General features: G+C 63.7%; 15 protein-coding genes and 1 pseudogene. 12 read left to right on the top strand and 4 right to left on the bottom strand.

What is annotated here, in order from left to right; translation table 11 throughout:
- Positions 1–314 precede the first annotated feature (314 nt).
- The 4 genes from cobJ to cobG are packed head-to-tail and all read right to left on the bottom strand — an operon-like array spanning position 315 to position 4681.
- Positions 315–2015 carry a precorrin-3B C(17)-methyltransferase gene (gene cobJ / locus HU762_RS15885; protein WP_186638609.1) on the bottom strand — a complete coding sequence of 567 codons (1701 nt, stop codon included), beginning with the start codon at positions 2013–2015 and terminating at the stop codon, positions 315–317.
- Positions 2012–2743 carry a precorrin-2 C(20)-methyltransferase gene (locus HU762_RS15880; RefSeq protein WP_186638754.1) on the bottom strand — a complete coding sequence of 244 codons (732 nt, stop codon included), beginning with the start codon at positions 2741–2743 and terminating at the stop codon, positions 2012–2014. The genes cobJ and HU762_RS15880 overlap by 4 nt, the downstream gene beginning before the upstream one ends.
- Positions 2743–3369, bottom strand: a complete 627-nt coding sequence (locus HU762_RS15875) for a precorrin-8X methylmutase (protein ID WP_186638608.1) — start codon at positions 3367–3369, stop codon at positions 2743–2745. The genes HU762_RS15880 and HU762_RS15875 overlap by 1 nt, the downstream gene beginning before the upstream one ends.
- Positions 3362–4681, bottom strand: coding sequence for a precorrin-3B synthase (cobG, locus tag HU762_RS15870; protein ID WP_186638607.1), 1320 nt, complete (start codon positions 4679–4681; stop codon positions 3362–3364). The genes HU762_RS15875 and cobG overlap by 8 nt, the downstream gene beginning before the upstream one ends.
- A gap of 210 nt (positions 4682–4891) precedes the next feature.
- Here cobG and cbiE point away from each other — a divergent pair, with 210 nt between their 5' ends.
- The 12 genes and pseudogenes from cbiE to HU762_RS15810 all read left to right on the top strand — a co-directional run bounded on the left by cbiE (position 4892) and on the right by HU762_RS15810 (position 17220).
- Positions 4892–6103: a precorrin-6y C5,15-methyltransferase (decarboxylating) subunit CbiE gene (gene cbiE, locus HU762_RS15865; RefSeq protein ID WP_186638606.1), complete on the top strand. Its 1212-nt coding sequence runs from the start codon at positions 4892–4894 to the stop codon at positions 6101–6103.
- Complete coding sequence (locus HU762_RS15860) at positions 6096–7193, top strand: cobalt-precorrin-5B (C(1))-methyltransferase (protein WP_186638605.1); 1098 nt, start codon at positions 6096–6098, stop codon at positions 7191–7193. Before cbiE ends, HU762_RS15860 begins: the two co-directional genes overlap by 8 nt.
- A 26-nt stretch (positions 7194–7219) precedes the next feature.
- Complete coding sequence (locus HU762_RS15855; protein WP_186638752.1) at positions 7220–7942, top strand: cobalt-precorrin-6A reductase; 723 nt, start codon at positions 7220–7222, stop codon at positions 7940–7942.
- A gap of 852 nt (positions 7943–8794) precedes the next feature.
- Positions 8795–8947, top strand: a pseudogene (locus tag HU762_RS15850) (addiction module antidote protein); the annotation flags it as partial.
- 277 nt (positions 8948–9224) lie between these two features.
- Entirely contained in the window at positions 9225–9623 is a 399-nt protein-coding gene (locus tag HU762_RS15845) for a DUF2946 domain-containing protein (protein ID WP_186638604.1), read from the top strand.
- 45 nt (positions 9624–9668) lie between these two features.
- Positions 9669–10148, top strand: coding sequence for a copper chaperone PCu(A)C (locus tag HU762_RS15840; protein ID WP_186638603.1), 480 nt, complete (start codon positions 9669–9671; stop codon positions 10146–10148).
- A gap of 59 nt (positions 10149–10207) precedes the next feature.
- Complete coding sequence (locus HU762_RS15835; protein ID WP_186638750.1) at positions 10208–10609, top strand: DUF2946 domain-containing protein; 402 nt, start codon at positions 10208–10210, stop codon at positions 10607–10609.
- An 83-nt stretch (positions 10610–10692) separates the two neighbouring features.
- Positions 10693–12819: a TonB-dependent copper receptor gene (locus tag HU762_RS15830; protein ID WP_186638601.1), complete on the top strand. Its 2127-nt coding sequence runs from the start codon at positions 10693–10695 to the stop codon at positions 12817–12819.
- A 178-nt stretch (positions 12820–12997) separates the two neighbouring features.
- The gene (locus tag HU762_RS15825; protein WP_186638593.1) at positions 12998–14377 is read left to right on the top strand and encodes a PepSY domain-containing protein; all 1380 of its coding nucleotides are present in this window, start codon (positions 12998–13000) and stop codon (positions 14375–14377) included.
- Between the two features lie 103 nt (positions 14378–14480).
- Complete coding sequence (locus tag HU762_RS15820) at positions 14481–15269, top strand: ABC transporter ATP-binding protein (protein ID WP_186638591.1); 789 nt, start codon at positions 14481–14483, stop codon at positions 15267–15269.
- Positions 15266–16213 (top strand): ABC transporter substrate-binding protein, encoded by a 948-nt coding sequence (locus HU762_RS15815; protein ID WP_186638589.1) that lies wholly within the window; start codon positions 15266–15268, stop codon positions 16211–16213. The genes HU762_RS15820 and HU762_RS15815 overlap by 4 nt, the downstream gene beginning before the upstream one ends.
- On the top strand, positions 16210–17220 hold the full coding sequence (locus tag HU762_RS15810) for an iron ABC transporter permease (protein ID WP_186638587.1): 1011 nt from the start codon (positions 16210–16212) through the stop codon (positions 17218–17220). The genes HU762_RS15815 and HU762_RS15810 overlap by 4 nt, the downstream gene beginning before the upstream one ends.
- The last annotated feature ends 230 nt before the right edge of the window (positions 17221–17450 follow it).

Below are 17450 nucleotides of genomic sequence, written 5' to 3'. Positions count from 1 at the left end.
GAAAGATAAAAAAACAAACCAAGTCGAATGATGCACTTCAGGCGGAAAAACGCCAGAACATGCCAATCAAATAAACCACCTGCGTAGCGCAACCGAACATAACGCGCCGCCGAGACTCGCTCAACCAACAAGACACTCAATACCTGTTCAAAATAAAACTACGCCGCAAGTATCCAACCAAAAACATCATGCGGGTCGGAGCCACTCACTAACATCAGACTCACTACTTTCCGCCACTCAGCGCACAAGTAGAAAAACATGAGATAAAACAATGAACACTTCATTAAGGGCGGTCCGAACGGACCGCCCGGCTTTCATCCCGCCGGTTTGTTGCCGTACCAGCGAGGGGTGTACACCCAGTCGCCACCTTCGGCGCGAGGAAACATGCAGGTCGTGGATGAGCCAACGAGCACCATGGTGCGCATATCCACCTGATCCGGGGTTAGTTGCCCCAGGGTCGTGACACGCAAGGTCTGGCCCGGCCGCCCGATATCACGTCCCAGGACGACGGGGGTTTGCGGCGTGCGATGTTGCGCGACTATCTCCAAAGCGCGCCCCAGCTGCCATGGTCGGGAACGCGAGATCGGGTTGTAGAACGCGAGGGCCAGGTCGGCCTGGGCCGCCAGGTCCAGGCGCTTCTCGATGATCGACCAAGGCTTGAGGTTGTCCGACAGCGACATTACGCAGAAATCATGCCCCAGCGGCGCGCCGGCCTGGGCGGCGGTGGCCAGAGAGGCCGAGACGCCCGGCAGGATTTGCAGGTCCACGCTATGCCAGCGCGTATCGCTGGACTCATGCAAGGCCTCGAGTACCGCGGCCGCCATGGCGAAAACGCCGGGGTCGCCCGACGACACCACCACCACGGATCGCCCCTCGGCGGCCAGTTCGAAAGCATGTCGGGCACGCTGCATCTCTTCGCGATTGTCGGTGCAATGCTGCACCTGGTCGGCCCGGAAAGGCCCGGCCATGCGCACGTAGGTTTCATAGCCCAGCACGTCCGTAGCGCGATCCAGCTCGGCGCGCACGGCCGGCACCATCAGCTCGGCCGCGCCAGGACCAAGACCGATCACTGCCAGACGACCGCGCGGACGGCCGATTCGTTGCGGGTCGACGGGTTGCTCGGCCACGGCGATGGCTACGCCGTCCAAGACCTGAAGGGATACCGGCTGGCCCATGGCATCGCCCAGCCACTGCGCCACGTTTGCGTTGGCCGCAACAAAGCGCAGCGGCACGCCCAAGGCCGAAGCGGCTTGCTGCAATTCGGAGCGCGGCATATCGCTGTCCGCTGCCAACAGGCATGCCAGCGACTGGGGCGCGAGACCGGCCTGGGCCAGCGCTTGCACACTGAGGTTCGATATATCCGTCGCGCCAGCACTCACCGCGATCACCACATTGCGCGGATAGATGCGCAGCTCGTCCGCTGTCGGTACTCCAGCGGCACTGTCGATGCGGATCGCCAGCCGCGCCTGCGCGTCCTGAGGCAACTGCGCCTGATCCAGCCAAGGCGCCGCGCCTTCGACCCGCACCGTTTCACCGGCGAGGAGATCGGACACGAAGCGCTTGCCCTGTTCCAGGTCGCCGAGGCTATAGCCGCTTGGCGGGTTGAGCAGGCACGTGCCGAAACGCAATTCGCCGCTGGTGGTGATCGCTGGCGCGACGTGCAGCGCTGCCGCGATGTCCCGGGCCATGCCATTCACACCACCGAGGCCGCCCAACAGTGGCACCACGGCGCTGCCATCCTCGGCCACCGCGAGCACCGGCGGTTCGGCGCCTTTTTCCAGCAACAGCGGCGCCAGGGTGCGGATGACAATGCCCGCCGCGCACAGGGCGATGATCGGCGTGTCCCGTTGGTAGAGTTCGCGCAACGTCGCACCAAACTCGAGGTATTGCCGATCACCCTCGACTCGACCAGCCAGGCCGTGGATCAAGGCGTCTGGGTAGCGCTGCTGAATCCGTCGGGCCGTCGCCAGGCTGCCTTGGCCGAGGATGACAATTGCCGGAGCCTTTGAACTCATCCCTGCCACCGCTCGCCAGGGACGATGATCAGCGAGAAATACGGCGAAGACATCGGCTCTACTTCATCAAGCGGGACGATTTTCTGGTTGGCCATGGTCGCGCGTTCGACGTACAGCGCCCGCCCGTCCATGCCCAGTTCCTGGAGCACTTGGCGAACCTTGGGGAAATTGCGCCCCAGCTTCATGATCACCGCCGCATCCGCATCCGCCAGTCGCCGCTTGAGATCCTCGTGCGGCAGCACGCCCGACAACACCGACAGACTCTGGTTGCGATAGACCAGCGGCGCACCGAGCACCGAGGCACCGCCCAGCATCGAACACACGCCGGGAATGACCTGGGCCTCGTAGCGCTCGGCCAACCGATCATGCAAATACATGTAGGATCCGTAGAAAAACGGATCGCCCTCGCAGATCACGGCCACGTCGCGGCCGGCATCCAGGTGTACCGCCAATTGCTCGGCGGCGGTGTCGTAGAAATCGGCGATCACCTGTTCGTAGGACAGCGGCGCCGGCAACGCTTCGGTGGTGACTGGGTAGACCAGCGGCAGCAACGTCTGCGCATCCTGCAAATGAGCCTCGATGATGCCGAAGGCGTTGCCCTTCTTGCCCTTGGCGACAAAGTACGCCACCACGGGCGATTCACGCAGCAGGCGCAAGGCCTTGACGGTAATCAGTTCCGGATCACCTGGCCCCACGCCAAGGCCGATCAGACGTCCAGGCTGCTGCATCATTCAACCTCCGTGGCGAGGGCATTGACGGCGGCGGCGGCCATGGCACTGCCGCCGAGCCGGCCTTGCATGATCACGAACGGAACGCCACGGCTGTCGGCCGCCAGCATCGCCTTGGACTCGGCGGCACCGACGAAGCCCACCGGGAAACCGAGGATCAGTGCCGGTTTCGGCGCGCCGGCATCGAGCATTTCCAACAGGTAGAACAGCGCGGTCGGCGCGTTGCCAATGACCACGACGCTGCCTTCCAGATGTGGGCGCCATAGCTCCAGGGCGGCGGCTGAGCGGGTGTTGCCCAACTCGCGGGCAAGCTCCGGGACGCTGTCATCGCGCAGGGTGCAGATCACTGGGTTATTGGCCGGCAAACGCGCGCGGGTTACGCCTTCGCTGACCATCCGCGCGTCGCACAGAATCGGCGCGCCAGCAGCCAGCGCTTCGCGCCCGGCCTTGCCAGCGCCTTCGGAGAATTGCAGCCCGTCGATGGCCTCGACCATGCCGCAGGCGTGGATCACTCGCACGGCCAGTTTCTCCAGATCGGCCGGAATGCGCGCAAGGTTGGCCTCGGCACGAATGATCGCGAAGGAGTTGCGATAGATCTCCTGACCGTCGCGGATGTAATCAAGCATCAAGGGGGCTCCGGGGGTGAGCGTCGAGCCAGCGGCCGAGCGCTTCGATTGTCAGATTGTGTGCTTGCAGCGCGCCGAAACCCGGCAGCGTGGCATCGCGAAAATATAGGTCGTAACGACCGGGAGCGACCGCCAGCAAGGTGGCAGGCGCGATGTGGGCCGCCGCGCAGGAACGCGGGCAGCCGGACAGATGAACCTTCACGGCATGACGCTGGCCTTGCAGCAGCTCGGCCAGTTGACGGGCGTCGGCCTTGGTGTCGGCCAGGGCCTTGGCGCAGCCACTGGAACCGGTGCAGGCGATGATGTGCGCCAGCGGCTGATCAAGCGAACACACTAGGCCCAACGCCTCTAGCCGTTCCAACACTTCCCCGGCGTCCTCACCGCGCACGTTGGGCAGCAGCAGGCTTTGCCAAGGGGTAAAACGAAGGCTGCCGTCGCCCTTCTCCCGCGCCACCTGCCCCGCCTCCCGCAGCATGGCCGCATCGAGCCGGCCAAGAGGCGCCCCCGCACCGACGTAGACGCGGTCGTTGTGCTGGGCATGGATACCGATGTGCAATTCATCGATCGACGCTTCCCGCTGCCAATCCAGGCAAGGTTGCAGGGGCACGCGAGAGGCCAATCGGGTCACGAGTTCATCTTCAGCGATCTCGGCCAGTAAATGGCGCATGCGCGTCTGGTCCGGGCGGGCCAGATCGAGAAACAGCTCCAGCACCGTCACCACCAAGGTATGTCCCTGGGCCAGGGGCACCCTGCCCGCGGGCTTGTCCAGCGGGGTACCGGCCAGGCCAAAGGCCAGCCAGGGCTCGCCGTCGCGCAAAAGGGCCGACAGCCACAGGTCGTGGTGATGTTCGAGCATCGCCAGTGCTTCGCCGCCGTCCAGTTGCACGGCGAACTTGGCCGACAGTTCATGGAAGCGTTCATGAGTTTGCAGGGTGAAGAGGATCTGCGCGGCCAACGGGCGGGTGTCGAACAGCATCTGCCGATCGATCCCGGCCGACGGGCTGAGCATCAGGTTGCGCACGTCATCGCCAGCCGGAGTGCGCGGGCCAAGCCCGGCGGCCAGCAGTGGCTCGATCAGCGCGTTGTGCTCGGGACCGATCCCACGGATTTGCAGGTTGGCCCGGTTGGTCGCCTCGATCACGCCCCCGGCGAACCGCTCGGCCACCGCCGCCACGGCTTCGGCCTGATCCGCCTGGATGCAGCCACCATCGAGCTTGATCCGACAGATCCCCCCATCCAGCGCCTGGACGACACGCAGCAACCCCGGACAACCGGAGGGGCGTACGACGAGGGAGGATGGACGTTCGTTCAAAGGAAGACCGGCAAATAAGAAACGCCACAGTGGCGAGGAGCGCCATTATGCCTGCTTTGCCGCGGGTCATGAAAAGCTTGCGGGTCGGAATGCTGGTGGTGGGCACACACGGATGGTTCACGCCTGATCCGCCGGGGCGCGGTATTATGGCGGCCCGGTTCGCGGCGGCAACCTGCCTGTCGATCAACCCCATCTATTCGAGGAACAGAGATGACCCCCTGGCTGACCGTAGTGGGCATCGGTGAAGACGGCTTCAAGGGCCTGGGCCGAACGGCCCGCCATGCCTTGCTACGGGCATCGCGCATTGTGGGCAGCGCTCGCCAGTTGGCGTTGCTGCCGCTGTGTATCCGTGGCGAACAGGAATCGTGGCCCAGCCCGTTCTCCCTGGAACCGCTGCTCGCCCGCCAGGGCGAACCGGTGTGTGTACTGGCCAGCGGCGATCCGATGTTCTACGGCGTGGGCGCCAGCCTGGCGAAACAGGTGCCAAGTGATCAGATGCTGGTCATCCCGGCGCCGTCGTCCTGTTCGCTGGCGGCGGCACGCATGGGCTGGCCGCTGCAGGACGTGGTCACGCTGTCGCTGGTGGCGCGCCCCTTGGCCGCGCTCAATGGGCATTTATCCACAGGTGTCCGGCTGTTGCTGCTGAGCAACGACCGCCACAGCCCTGCCGCCGTGGCGACGTTGCTGCGCGAGCGCGGCTTCGGCCCGAGCGCCATGACGGTGCTGGAACATTTAGGCGGCGCGGCAGAACGACGGATCGAAAGCACTGCGACGCGATGGTCCGATGAAACCGTCGCCGACCTGAACCTGATCGCCCTCGAATGCCGGGCCGAACCGTCGACACAGCGCTTGTCACGCCTGGCCGGTCTGCCAGACAGCGCATTCGAGCATGACGGCCAGTTGACCAAGCGCGACGTGCGCGCCATCACCCTCGCCCGCCTTGCCCCGACGCCCGGTGAATTGCTCTGGGATGTCGGCGCCGGCAGCGGCTCCATCGGTATCGAATGGATGCGCGCCCATCCCAGTTGCCGGGCCCTGGCCATCGAAGCCGACGAAAGTCGCCAAGGCTTGATCGAACGCAACCGCGACAGCCTCGGCGTACCGGGCCTGCAACTGATTCGCGGCAGTGCCCCGCAGGCGCTGGAGAACCTCGAACGTCCGGACGCGGTGTTCATCGGTGGCGGCGTCAACCGAGAAGGCGTGCTCGACGCTTGCTGGGCCCAGCTCAAGCCCGGCGGTCGGTTGGTCGCCAATGCCGTGACCCTGCAAAGCGAAATGACCCTGATGCACTGGCGCGAACGCCACGGCGGCGAGCTGACCCGCATCCACATCGCCCAGGCCCAGCCATTGGGCGAGTTCGACACCTGGCGCCAGGCCTTGCCGATCACCTTGCTGGACCTGACGAAACCTCTCGATGCGTGACGAAACCGCTGAACAACCCGCCCCCTTGCGCAGTGGCCTGACCACCGGCAGCTGCGCCACGGCCACCAGCCTGGCAGCCGCGCGACTGCTGCTTTGCGGCACCGAAGCCGATGCCGTGCAAATCGTATTGCCCAAGGGCAAGCAGGTGCAGATGCGCCTGGAGTTCTGCCGGTTGACCGAGCAAGGCGCCGAGGCCGGCACGATCAAGGACGCCGGCGATGACCCGGACGTGACTCATGGCGCCCTGCTGTTTTCCCAAGTACGCTTGGTCGCCGAGCCCGGCGTGCGGTTCGTCGCCGGTCGTGGCGTGGGCACGGTAACGCGACCGGGATTGGTGCTGGGCGTCGGCGAACCGGCGATCAACCCGGTGCCGCGCCAGATGATCAACGATCACTTGGGCCGCTTGGCCGAGGAAAGCGCTTACACCGGTGGTTTCGAAGTCACGGTCAATGTCGAGGGCGGCGAAGCCCTGGCGCTGAAAACCATGAACCCGCGCCTGGGCATCCTCGGCGGCCTGTCGATCCTCGGCACCAGCGGCATCGTCCGGCCGTTTTCCTGCGCGGCCTACATTGCCTCGATCCATCAGGGCATCGACGTGGCGAAAACCAACGGCTACCTGCACATCGCCGCCTGCACCGGCAATGCCAGCGAAGACACCATGCGCCGGGTCTACAACCTGCCGGAAATCGCCCTGATCGAAATGGGCGACTTCGTCGGCGCCGTGCTCAAGCATGTGCGCAAGGTGCCGGTGGAAAAACTCAGCCTCTGCGGCGGCTTTGGCAAGATCAGCAAACTGGCCGCCGGCCACATGGACCTGCATAGCCGCCACTCGAGCATCGACCTGCCGCAACTGGCCGAATGGGCTGCAGCCATCGGTGCCGATGAGGTGTTGCAGCAAGGCATCCGAGCAGCCAACACCAGCCAACAGGCCCTGGCGATGGCCAGTGCCGCCGGCATTGCCCTCGGCGACGCTGTCTGCGAGCACGCGTTGGCCTTCGCGCGCAGTGTGGTGCCGGCCCAGGTCCAGGTCGAAGTCTTCGCCATCGACCGCCAGGGCGGGATTGTCGGTCATGCCGGAGCCTTGTCATGAAGAGACTTGTCATGAAAAGCCTTGCGATGAAACGCATCCTGCTGCTCGGTGGCGTCACCGAAGCCCTGGCCATCGCCCGCACGCTTGGCCCCCAGCACATCTACAGCCTGGCAGGCATCGGTCGCATCCCCAACGACCTGGCCTGCCAGGTCCGCGTCGGCGGCTACGGCGGCGCCGAAGGGCTTGCGCAATTCATCCGCGCCGAGGGCATCGACCTGCTGCTGGACGCCACCCACCCCTACGCCGCCCAGATCAGCCACAACGCCGCCCACGCGGCCCGCGCCTGTGGCATTCCCTGCTGGGCGCTGCGCCGTCCGACCTGGCAACCCCGGGCTGGCGATGACTGGCGCGAAGTGGCCGACTGGGCCGAATTGATCCAGGCGCTGCGTCCCTTCCAACGCCCCTTGTTCACCCTCGGCCGTGAGCCGCTGCAACATTTGCATGAAATTCCGCCGGAGCAATTCTGGACCCTGCGTGCCCTGGACGTTTATCCCGGTAACGAACGCTGCGAAGTGATTGGGGCCCGTGGGCCGTTTCACATCGAGGGCGAGCGAGAGCTGTTCGAACGACGGCAGATCGATGTGCTGGTGAGCAAGAACAGCGGCAGTACGGCTACTGAACCGAAGCTGGAGGTGGCGCGGGAGCGAGGGGTGCCGGTGTTGGTGCTGAAGCGGCCGGTGTTGGTGGGGGTGGATCGGGAGTTTGGGACGGTGGATGAGGTGTTGCAGGGGCTGCGGCAGTTGATCTGACAGAAAACTGCACCGTCCTACAAGCCTGTCCTGTCAGAACTACGTCAGCAGGCTACATCACCTTGCGTCGCTGCCTACAACTACGCCAGAATCCGCCGGCTTGTGCGCCTTGGAGGCCCTCGGTAACTTGATTCCCGTCACTGCCCTTCAGTGATCGGGTTTAGTCGCCCGAGGTTTTCAGCGGGTTCACAAGCTTCGTCAGTCAGGTATTTCATCCCTGCACTTAATGGTGGTTGTGCGCAGGGCGCCTTCGGGCGCGCCGGTAATGCTGGACTCCCCGGTCGACTAACCTGCGCACAGCCGCCGCCCTGTGGCGAGGGAGCTTGCTCCCGCTGGGCTGCGCAGCAGCCCCAAAAAAGTGGACGCGATATTCCTGACACACCGCAATGTCCGGTTTTAGGGCCGCTCCACGCTGGAGCGCCAGCCCGGCCCAGCGGGAGCAAGCTCCCTCGCCACAAAGATCTCATTCGTCTTCAGACGGGGGCAACATTCCCGAAGGGACAGCCATGGTCAGCGACCTCGCATTCGATCTGGAGGGCTCGCGACGACATATCGCGCAAGGGGTCCAGCAGATGATTGAGTTGAGCCAGTTGTTGGCAAATCGGGCGCTGGATGTGGTCGACCCGAGATAAGCGACAGGACGTTGGGTTTGATCAAAATCGATTGGTCAAACCCACCCCTGTGGCGAGGGGATTTATCCCCGCTGGGCTGCGAAGCAGTCCCAAAACATAAGCTCACAGTTTTGTCTGGCGGACTGCATTCACTGCTCTTGGGGCTGCTACGCAGCCCAGCGGGGATAAATCCCCTCGCCACAATGAATGCTCACGCCATTAGATTTTCAAAGGTAATGCTATGCCTCTCACACGAAGCTATAAGCACACGATCATCGAACGCGTCAGGTGTGATCCTGAATTCGCCAAAATCCTGCTGGATGAAGCCGTCACTCTGCTTTTGAACGGAGAGCAGGAGATGGCGAGAATGATCCTTCGCAATCTCTTCAATGCCATCTGAGCCCTGTGGCGAGGGAGCTTGCTCCCGCTGGGCTGCGCAGCAGCCCCAAAAAGGTGAACGCTATTTTGCTGAAACACCGCAATGTCCGGTTTTAGGGCCGCTTCGCGGCCCAGCGGGAGCAAGCTCCCTCGCCACGAAAGCACTCACCTGAAAATATCTTGCTACTGTTAACACCAGCCCTGCGACCCTACACCGCACGTGGCTTTTTTACTTCTGTCCCCCGATCAGGCTAAATACCGCCACCTGATCGCCCAACCGAGCGGATTGCCCCATGTCCCGACAACGGCTTGCATTTGCCTGGATCGCCTGCTTCGCAGTGCTGTTCAACATGCTTGCCATGCCGCTTTCCAACAGCGGTGGCGCGACCGCCAATTCGCCAGCCGAGCAACTGCTATGGGGCAGTTTCTGCTCCTCCAGCGGCACGAAGATGGTCGCGGTGTCCCTGGGCACGGTCGAACAGGGCACGCCACAGCAAGACAATCACTCGACGATGCAGCATTGCTGGTGCTGCTCAGGTCCGGCGCCGTTGGTGGCGCTCGCCGGGCATGCCCCGCAGTTGTATCTGGATGCACAGCTGGCCCATCACGGTGCCGTCCACTCGACGCTCGACAGCCCCACGCCGCGCCAGCAATGGCCCAGCCTCAATCCCCGCGCCTCACCTCTGGCCTGATTCTTCCGCATAAAACTGCGCCCTGAATCGTTCCGGAGAATTGCCATGTTGAACAGACTTATCCTGCTGGCTGCCCTGCTGCTTCCCGTCGGCTTCGCCCAAGCTCATCAATACAAGGCGGGCGATCTTGAAATCGCTCATCCGTGGTCCCAGGAGTTGCCGCCCAACGCGCCGACCGTGGCCGCCTATTTCGTCATCCACAACAGCGGCACCACCGCCGACAAGCTGCTCAGCGTCGACTCGCCCATTGCCGGCAAGGCCGAGCTTCATGAGCATGTGATGCAAAACGACTTGATGAAGATGCAGCCGGTGCCCGTCGTGAGTATCGCTCCCGGTGCGACCATCACCTTCGCACCGATGGCCTACCATGTAATGCTGCTGGACCTGAAGGACCGAAGCCTGCTCAGCGACGGCAAACGCTTCCCCATGACCCTGCATTTCGAAAAGGCCGGGGATGTCACGGTTGATGTCGCGGTGCAGAAAAAAGCACCCGACGGCACCAAGAAACATATGCACGGCCAATAAGACGTAGCCGCCCAATGCAATCTCCTCGCGCCAGCCTGTCCACGCACCGCCGTCAGCCCATGAGCCTGACCCGCGGCAGCTGGATCAGCCTGTTCGCCATGCTGATGATCTTTATCGGTCCGCTGATTTCCCAGTCGATGCCGATGGATCAGCGCATGTCTTCGTCCATGCCGGTGTCCATGAGCATGGACATGGGCATGGAGATGGGCATGGACATGACGGCGCACGACGCGCCGGCAGCCGAACATTGCCCGCCCCAGAGCGAGCACCATGCGTTATGGGAGAAGTGCGGTTATTGCAGCCTGCTGTTCAATTGCCCTGCGCTGCCTGGCGGTCACACCTTCGCCGTCTTCGACACGCCCCACACCAACACCTACACCAGCCCTTCCCCACGCCTGGGCCACGCCCGGCCAGCATTCTTCCCCGGTGCCCGCACGCGCGCACCACCCATCGTCGCGTAGCCCCGACACTTACTCACCCGGTCGCAAAAAGACAGCCCCAGGCTGCCCGACCGTGTCGTCTACGTCTGTTCGATGGAATCATCATGTCCAGGTTTTCTGCTGGCATCGCTTTGGGCTCTGCCCAGGTTAGCTGCCCCCTGAACGAGCCACGGGTTCGTTTGCGCCAAACCCTCGCCGCACTGTGCGGCCTGCTGCTTACCCCGCTCGTGCTGGCCGACGAGCACGAGCATCACGACCATCAGGTCGAGGAACTGAGCCCGACGGTCATCACCGCCATCGCCCCCAGCTCGCCCCTGACCGTCGTCACCAACCCCAAGGACCCGCGCCAACCGGTGCCGGCCAGTGATGGCGGCGACTATCTCAAGACCATTCCCGGCTTCGCCCTGGTGCGCAACGGCGGCACCAATGGCGACCCGGTGTTGCGCGGCATGTTCGGCTCACGACTGAACATCCTCACCAACGGCAGCATGCTGTTGGGTGCTTGCCCAGGTCGGATGGACGCGCCGACGTCCTACATATCGCCGGAAACCTACGACAAGCTCACCGTCATCAAAGGCCCGCAAACCGTGCTCTGGGGCCCCGGCGCATCGGCCGGGACCGTGCTGTTCGAGCGCGAGCCGGAACAGTTCGGGGAACTGGGCACGCGGGTCAACGCCAGTGTGCTGGCCGGCTCCAACGGTCGTTTCGACAAAGTGCTGGATGCCGCCGCCGGGGGGCCGCAGGGTTATGTCCGGGTGATCGGCAACACCGCGCATTCGGACGATTACCGCGACGGCAATAACGACAGCGTGCCGTCGCGCTATGACAAGTGGAATGGCGACGTCACCCTCGGCTGGACGCCGGACGCCGATACCCTGCTGGAGCTGACGGCCGGCAGGGGCGACGGTGAAGCACGCTACGCCGGGCGCGGCATGGACGGCTCGCAGTTCAAGCGTGAAAGCCTCGGGCTGCGTTTCGAGCGCTCGAACATCGGCGAGGTGCTGGACAAGGTCGAGGCCCAGGTCTACTACAACTACGCCGACCACGTGATGGACAACTACACACTGCGCACGCCGTCCGGCACCGGGATGATGGCCGGGCCCATGGCGTCCAACGTCGACCGCCGCACCCTCGGCGCCCGCATCAAGGCCACCTGGCGTTGGGCCGATGTGCAACTGATCAGCGGCCTGGACGCCCAGACCAACGAACATCGCCAACGCAGCAGCATGGGCGTGGACACCTACAAGGACCTGCCGTACACCAAGGACGCCGACTTCCACAATTACGGCGCGTTCAGCGAACTGACCTGGTACGCCGCCGACCGTGACCGAGTGATCACCGGCGCCCGGCTCGACCGCGCCTCGGCCAAGGACTACCGCCAGAGCATCGGCTCCGGCATGTCGACCCGCCCCAATCCCACCGCCGACGGCACCCGCGCCGACACCCTGCCCAGCGGTTTCGTCCGCTACGAACACGATTTGGCCGACAACCCCACCACCCTCTACGCAGGCATCGGTCACGCGCAACGGTTCCCGGACTACTGGGAGCTGTTCTCGCCGGACGCCGGCCCGAGCGGTTCGCTGAACGCCTTCGACGCGATCAAGCCGGAGAAAACTACCCAGCTCGACGTCGGCCTGCAGTACAAGACCGACACCCTCGAAGCCTGGGCATCGGGGTACGTCGGGCAGGTACGCGACTACATCCTGTTCGACTACACGCCGGGGATGATGGGCACCACTTCCCGGGCCGAGAACATCGACGCGCGGATCATGGGCGGCGAATTGGGCGCGGCCTACAAATTGACCGAGCGCTGGAAAGCCGACGCGACCCTGGCCTACGCCTGGGGCAAGAACAGCAGCGACGGCAGCGCCCTGGCGCAAATGCCGCCGCTGGACGCACGCCTGGGCCTGACCTACAGCGAAGACCGCTGGAGCGCCGGGGCCTTGTGGCGGGTGGTGGCGGCGCAGCACCGGGTCGATGAGAACAAGGGCAACGTGGTCGGCAAGGACTACGGCAAAAGCTCGGGGTTCGGGGTCTTCTCGCTCAACGGCGCCTACCGCATCAATCAGCACTGGAAGATCAGCAGCGGCGTCGACAACCTGTTCGGCAAAGCCTACGCCGAGCACTTGAACCTGGCCGGCAACGCCGGGTTCGGCTACCCGGCAAGCGACCCCCAGGCCATCAACGAACCGGGGCGCACGCTCTGGACGAAGGTGGATATGAGTTTCTAACCGGCACCGGAGATTTTGATCGTTCCCACGCTCTGCGTGGTAATGCAGCACGGGACGCTCCGCGTCCTGCGGTGACGCAGAGCGTCACTGGATGCGTTCCCACGCGGGAGCGTGGGAACGATCAACGATCAGAACAGAAAAACATAACAATCCATTTTGCCCTGCGGAGCGCTTTGCAATGAGCCAACCGAAACCGAATTTTTATAACCTGGCCTGGCGCTGGCATTTCTATGCCGGTCTGTTCGTCGCGCCGTTCATGGTGATGCTGGCCCTGACCGGGATCATTTACCTGTTCAAGCCACAACTCGACCCCCTGATGTACGGCGATCTGCTGAACGTGCCGGCCGGCCATCACAGCTTGGCGGCGGACGATCTGCTCAAGCAGGTTCACCAGGCCTATTCAGAGGGCCAGGTCACACAGTACCTGCCGCCGATCAATGCCGAACGCAGCGCGCAATTCGTGGTGATCGACAAGGGCCGGGAATTGAACGTGTTCATCGACCCGTATCACGGCGATGTCCTCGGCGAGCAGGACGCCAAAGACAACCTGCAAGCCATGGCGCGGGCGATCCACGGCGAGTTGCTGATCGGCACCGTCGGCGATCGGCTGGTGGAAATGGCCGCCGGCTGGGGCGTGGTATTGCTGGTTTCCGGGCTGTACCTGTGGTGGCCGCGCGGGCAATCGTCGGCCGGCGTGCTGTGGCCGCGCTGGAACACTCGCGGCCGGGTGTTCTGGCGTGACCTGCACGTCGTTATCGGGTTCTGGGGCTCGGCGTTCTTGCTGGTGATGCTGCTCAGCGGCATGACCTGGACCGGCTTCTGGGGCAAGCAATACGCCGACCTCTGGAACCGCTTCCCGGCAGCGATGTGGAACGACGTACCGAAGTCCGACGTGGAGGCCGGCAGCCTCAACCACGCCCATCGCCAGACCGTGCCCTGGGCCATGGAAAACACGCCGATGCCGATGTCCGGAGACCATGCCGAACACATGGCCCATGGCGGCATGCACGAAGGCCCCGCCGCCCCGACCGTCAGCTTGCAAGCGGTGCAGGACATCGCTACCGAGCGCAACGTCGAACCCGGCTACAGCATCACGTTCCCGACGACTGCCTCCGGCGTTTTCACCATCGCCGTGTTCGCCGACGACCCGCGCAATGACGCGACCCTGCATGTTGACCAATACACCGGCAAGGTCCTGGCCGATGTGCGCTGGGAGCACTACAACCTCGTGGCCCGCGCCACCGAAACCGGGGTGATGCTGCATGAAGGCAAGATGTTCGGCCCGGTGAACCAGATCATCGTGCTGTTGATCTGCCTGATGATCCTGCTCAGCGCCGTGAGCGGCCTGGTGATCTGGTGGAAGCGCCGGCCGCAAGGCAAGTTCGGCGTGCCGCCGTTGCGTCACGACTTGCCGGCTTGGAAGAGCGGCGTGTTCATCATGCTGGCCCTGGCGGTAGTGTTCCCGTTGGTGGGAGCTTCACTGGTAGTGGTGTGGTTGCTGGATCGCCTGGTCACGCGGTTCAATCGCCAGCCTGAGACGGCCTCATCGTCAAGCTGAAGAGAGTGCATTAACGGAAAGCGGCGAGATGCCTCTACAATCGCGCCGCTTTCCAACGATGAACACAGCCCGATATGTTCCAAACCAAATCCTGAGTGCATGCATGACCTCGCTGACCCTCTCCCATCTCGCCTGGACGCCCTTGGGCCATGGCCACTGCCATCACCAGTTCCAGCTGCGCGACGCCACGTTGCAGGTGGCGGCCGGAGAGTTTGTCGGGTTGATCGGTCCCAACGGCAGCGGCAAGACCAGCCTGTTGCGCTGCGCCTATCGCTTCAGTCGACCGGAACATGGCGAGGTGAAACTCGAGCACCACAACCTCTGGAAACAGTCCTCGCGCTGGTGCGCCCAACGCATCGCCGTGGTGTTGCAGGAGTTTCCCGACGCCTTTGGCCTGACGGTCGAGGAAGTGGTCGCCATGGGCCGCACGCCCCACAAGGGTCTGTTCGACGGCGACAATCACGAAGACCGGTGCCTGGTGCTCCAGGCTTTGCAATCGGCGGGACTCGATGGCTTTGGCGATCATGCATTCTCGACCCTGTCAGGCGGAGAAAAACAGCGGGTAATCCTCGCCCGGGCACTGGCCCAACAACCGCAGTTGTTGATTCTTGATGAACCGACCAATCACCTCGACCCTCGTTATCAACTGCAATTGCTGCAATTGATCAAACGCCTGGGTATCGGCACCCTCGCCAGCATTCACGACCTGAACCTGGCCGCCGCGTTCTGCGATCGCCTGTATGTGATCGAACACGGACGGATCGTCGCCAGCGGCACGCCCAAGGACGTCCTGACCAGCGCACTGCTGCGTGAGGTGTTCGGCGTTGACGCGCTGGTGGACGAACACCCACTGGCCGGCTACCCACGAATCACTTGGATAACCCAACCATGATCTTGCGTTCCCTGCTGTTGCTGCCCTTGCTGCTGGGCAGTGCCCATGCGTTGGCCGAAGCCACTCGCTACCCGTTGACGATCCAGAGTTGCAACCGCCAAGTGGTGTTCAACGAGGCGCCCCGGCACGCCGTCAGCCATGACATCAACATGACCCAGATGATGCTCGCCCTGGGCCTCAAGCCGCGCATGGTCGGCTACAGCGGCATCAGTGGCTGGAAATCGGTAACGTCGGACATGGCGAAGATCCTCGATGGCCTGCCGGAACTGGCCGCCAAGTATCCCTCGGTGGAAACGTTGCTCAATGCCAACGTCGACTTCTTCTTCGCCGGTTGGGACTACGGCATGCGGGTGGGTGGGGATCTGACGCCGCAAACCCTGCAGCCGCTGGGCATCAATGTCTACGAACTGACTGAATCCTGTGCATTCGTGATGAAGCGCCCGGCGGCCACGCTGGAGGACACCTATAACGACCTGCGCAACCTCGGGAAGATCTTCGACGTGCAGGATCGCGCCGATGCGCTGATCGCGACGATGCAGGCCCAGGTGGCCGAAGTCCGCCAACACCTGCCGTCCGAGCGACCTAGGGTATTCCTCTACGACAGCGGCGAGGATCGAGCGATGACATCCGGGCGACTGGGCATGCCCCAGGCGCTGATCGACGCAGCGGGCGGGCGCAACATCCTCGACGACGTGGAAACCAGTTGGACCCGGGTCAACTGGGAGAACGTGGTGGAGCGCAACCCCGAGGTGATTGTGATCGTCGACTATGGCGAAACCACCGCCGAGCAGAAGCAGCAATTCCTTTTGGATAATCCGGCACTGCACTCGGTGGATGCGATCAAGCATCGGCGCTTCATCGTGATTCCCTACGTACAGGCCACGCCAGGCATCGATAACGTGCTGGCGGTGCAAACCCTGGCGAAGGGTCTGCACCGCCAATGAACACTCGTCGCTATGGCGCGCTGTTGATCTTGCTCGGCGTGATGCTGCTCGTGTCGTGCGTGGTGTCCCTGGGCTTCGGGCCCGCGCGGCTGCCGGTGGGCGTGGTCTGGGACATTCTGTTGAACAAGGCTTTCGGCGTGGGCGATGTCCATTGGACGCCGGGGCAGGAGCACATCGTCTGGCTGATCCGCGTACCGCGCCTGCTGCTTGGCGCCCTGGTGGGCGCGGGGCTGGCGTTGATCGGTGCGGTGCTGCAAGCGGTCACGCGCAATCCGCTCGCCGATCCGCATCTTCTCGGCGTGACGTCCGGCGCGACCCTGGGTGCGGTCATCGTGGTGCTGCATGTCGGCGAAATCATCGGCCTGCTCACCTTGCCCCTCGCCGCGTTTATCGGCGCATTGCTGAGCATGTTGCTGGTGTTGGCCATCGCCGCCCGCCAGGGTCGCCTGGAAAGTGATCGCCTGCTGCTGTGCGGCGTCGCGGTGTCGTTCGTGATGATGGCGGCGGCCAACTTGCTGTTGTTCCTTGGTGATCATCGCGCCAGTTCAGCGGTGATGTTCTGGATGCTCGGCGGCTTGGGCCTGGCGCGCTGGGAACTGCTGGCCGTGCCGGCGGCCAGTGTGGTGCTGGGACTGGTGTTGCTGCTGGGCATGGCCCGCCCGTTGAACGCGCTGATGGCGGGCGAGCAGACCGCCGTGACGCTGGGGCTGAACGCGGCGAAGGTGCGGTTGTGGATCTTCCTGATCGCGTCATTGATGACCGGCGTGCTGGTCTCCATCAGCGGCTCGATTGGTTTCGTCGGGCTGATGGTCCCGCACATCGCGCGACGCCTGGTGGGTGCCGAGCATCGTCGGCTGCTGCCAGCCTGCGTACTGCTCGGCAGCCTGTTCCTGGTGTGGGTGGACGTGGCGGCCCGCACGCTGATCGCGCCGGAGGACTTGCCGATTGGAGTCGCTACCGCAGCTATCGGTGGACTGTTCTTTATCGGCCTGATGCGCCGGCGATAAATCCCCTCGCCACAATTGAACTGGAGCCCATGGGAATTGCATCCCTCGCACTAATGTGGCGCACCTCCTCGCACCAGCCCCCGCATCTCGTTCACTCATGGTGCATCCGCTCCCACGCATCCCCAGCCAACCCCGCATTTCCAAGCCTTTCCCCGACCGGGCACACCCCTTGCAAAAGCGCCTTCAGCGTCTGCATCTGCCATCCAGAAAAATACCAAGACCACGGAGAT

Source organism: Pseudomonas sp. SWRI92 (genome assembly GCF_014268685.1).
GTDB classification, from domain to species: Bacteria; Pseudomonadota; Gammaproteobacteria; order Pseudomonadales; family Pseudomonadaceae; genus Aquipseudomonas; species Aquipseudomonas marvdashtae.
This window is presented reverse-complemented; position numbering and strand designations above follow the sequence as displayed.

Excerpts from the sequence above, each read along its gene's own strand:
- cobJ (WP_186638609.1), bottom strand. The coding sequence starts at position 2,015 with ATGAGTTCAAAGGCTCCGGCAATTGTCATCCTCGGCCAAGGCAGCCTG.
- HU762_RS15880 (WP_186638754.1), bottom strand. The coding sequence starts at position 2,743 with ATGCAGCAGCCTGGACGTCTGATCGGCCTTGGCGTGGGGCCAGGTGAT.
- HU762_RS15875 (WP_186638608.1), bottom strand. The coding sequence starts at position 3,369 with ATGCTTGATTACATCCGCGACGGTCAGGAGATCTATCGCAACTCCTTC.
- cbiE (WP_186638606.1), top strand. The coding sequence starts at position 4,892 with ATGACCCCCTGGCTGACCGTAGTGGGCATCGGTGAAGACGGCTTCAAG.
- HU762_RS15860 (WP_186638605.1), top strand. The coding sequence starts at position 6,096 with ATGCGTGACGAAACCGCTGAACAACCCGCCCCCTTGCGCAGTGGCCTG.
- HU762_RS15855 (WP_186638752.1), top strand. The coding sequence starts at position 7,220 with ATGAAACGCATCCTGCTGCTCGGTGGCGTCACCGAAGCCCTGGCCATC.
- HU762_RS15845 (WP_186638604.1), top strand. The coding sequence starts at position 9,225 with ATGTCCCGACAACGGCTTGCATTTGCCTGGATCGCCTGCTTCGCAGTG.
- HU762_RS15840 (WP_186638603.1), top strand. The coding sequence starts at position 9,669 with ATGTTGAACAGACTTATCCTGCTGGCTGCCCTGCTGCTTCCCGTCGGC.
- HU762_RS15835 (WP_186638750.1), top strand. The coding sequence starts at position 10,208 with ATGAGCCTGACCCGCGGCAGCTGGATCAGCCTGTTCGCCATGCTGATG.
- HU762_RS15830 (WP_186638601.1), top strand. The coding sequence starts at position 10,693 with ATGTCCAGGTTTTCTGCTGGCATCGCTTTGGGCTCTGCCCAGGTTAGC.
- HU762_RS15825 (WP_186638593.1), top strand. The coding sequence starts at position 12,998 with ATGAGCCAACCGAAACCGAATTTTTATAACCTGGCCTGGCGCTGGCAT.
- HU762_RS15820 (WP_186638591.1), top strand. The coding sequence starts at position 14,481 with ATGACCTCGCTGACCCTCTCCCATCTCGCCTGGACGCCCTTGGGCCAT.
- HU762_RS15815 (WP_186638589.1), top strand. The coding sequence starts at position 15,266 with ATGATCTTGCGTTCCCTGCTGTTGCTGCCCTTGCTGCTGGGCAGTGCC.
- HU762_RS15810 (WP_186638587.1), top strand. The coding sequence starts at position 16,210 with ATGAACACTCGTCGCTATGGCGCGCTGTTGATCTTGCTCGGCGTGATG.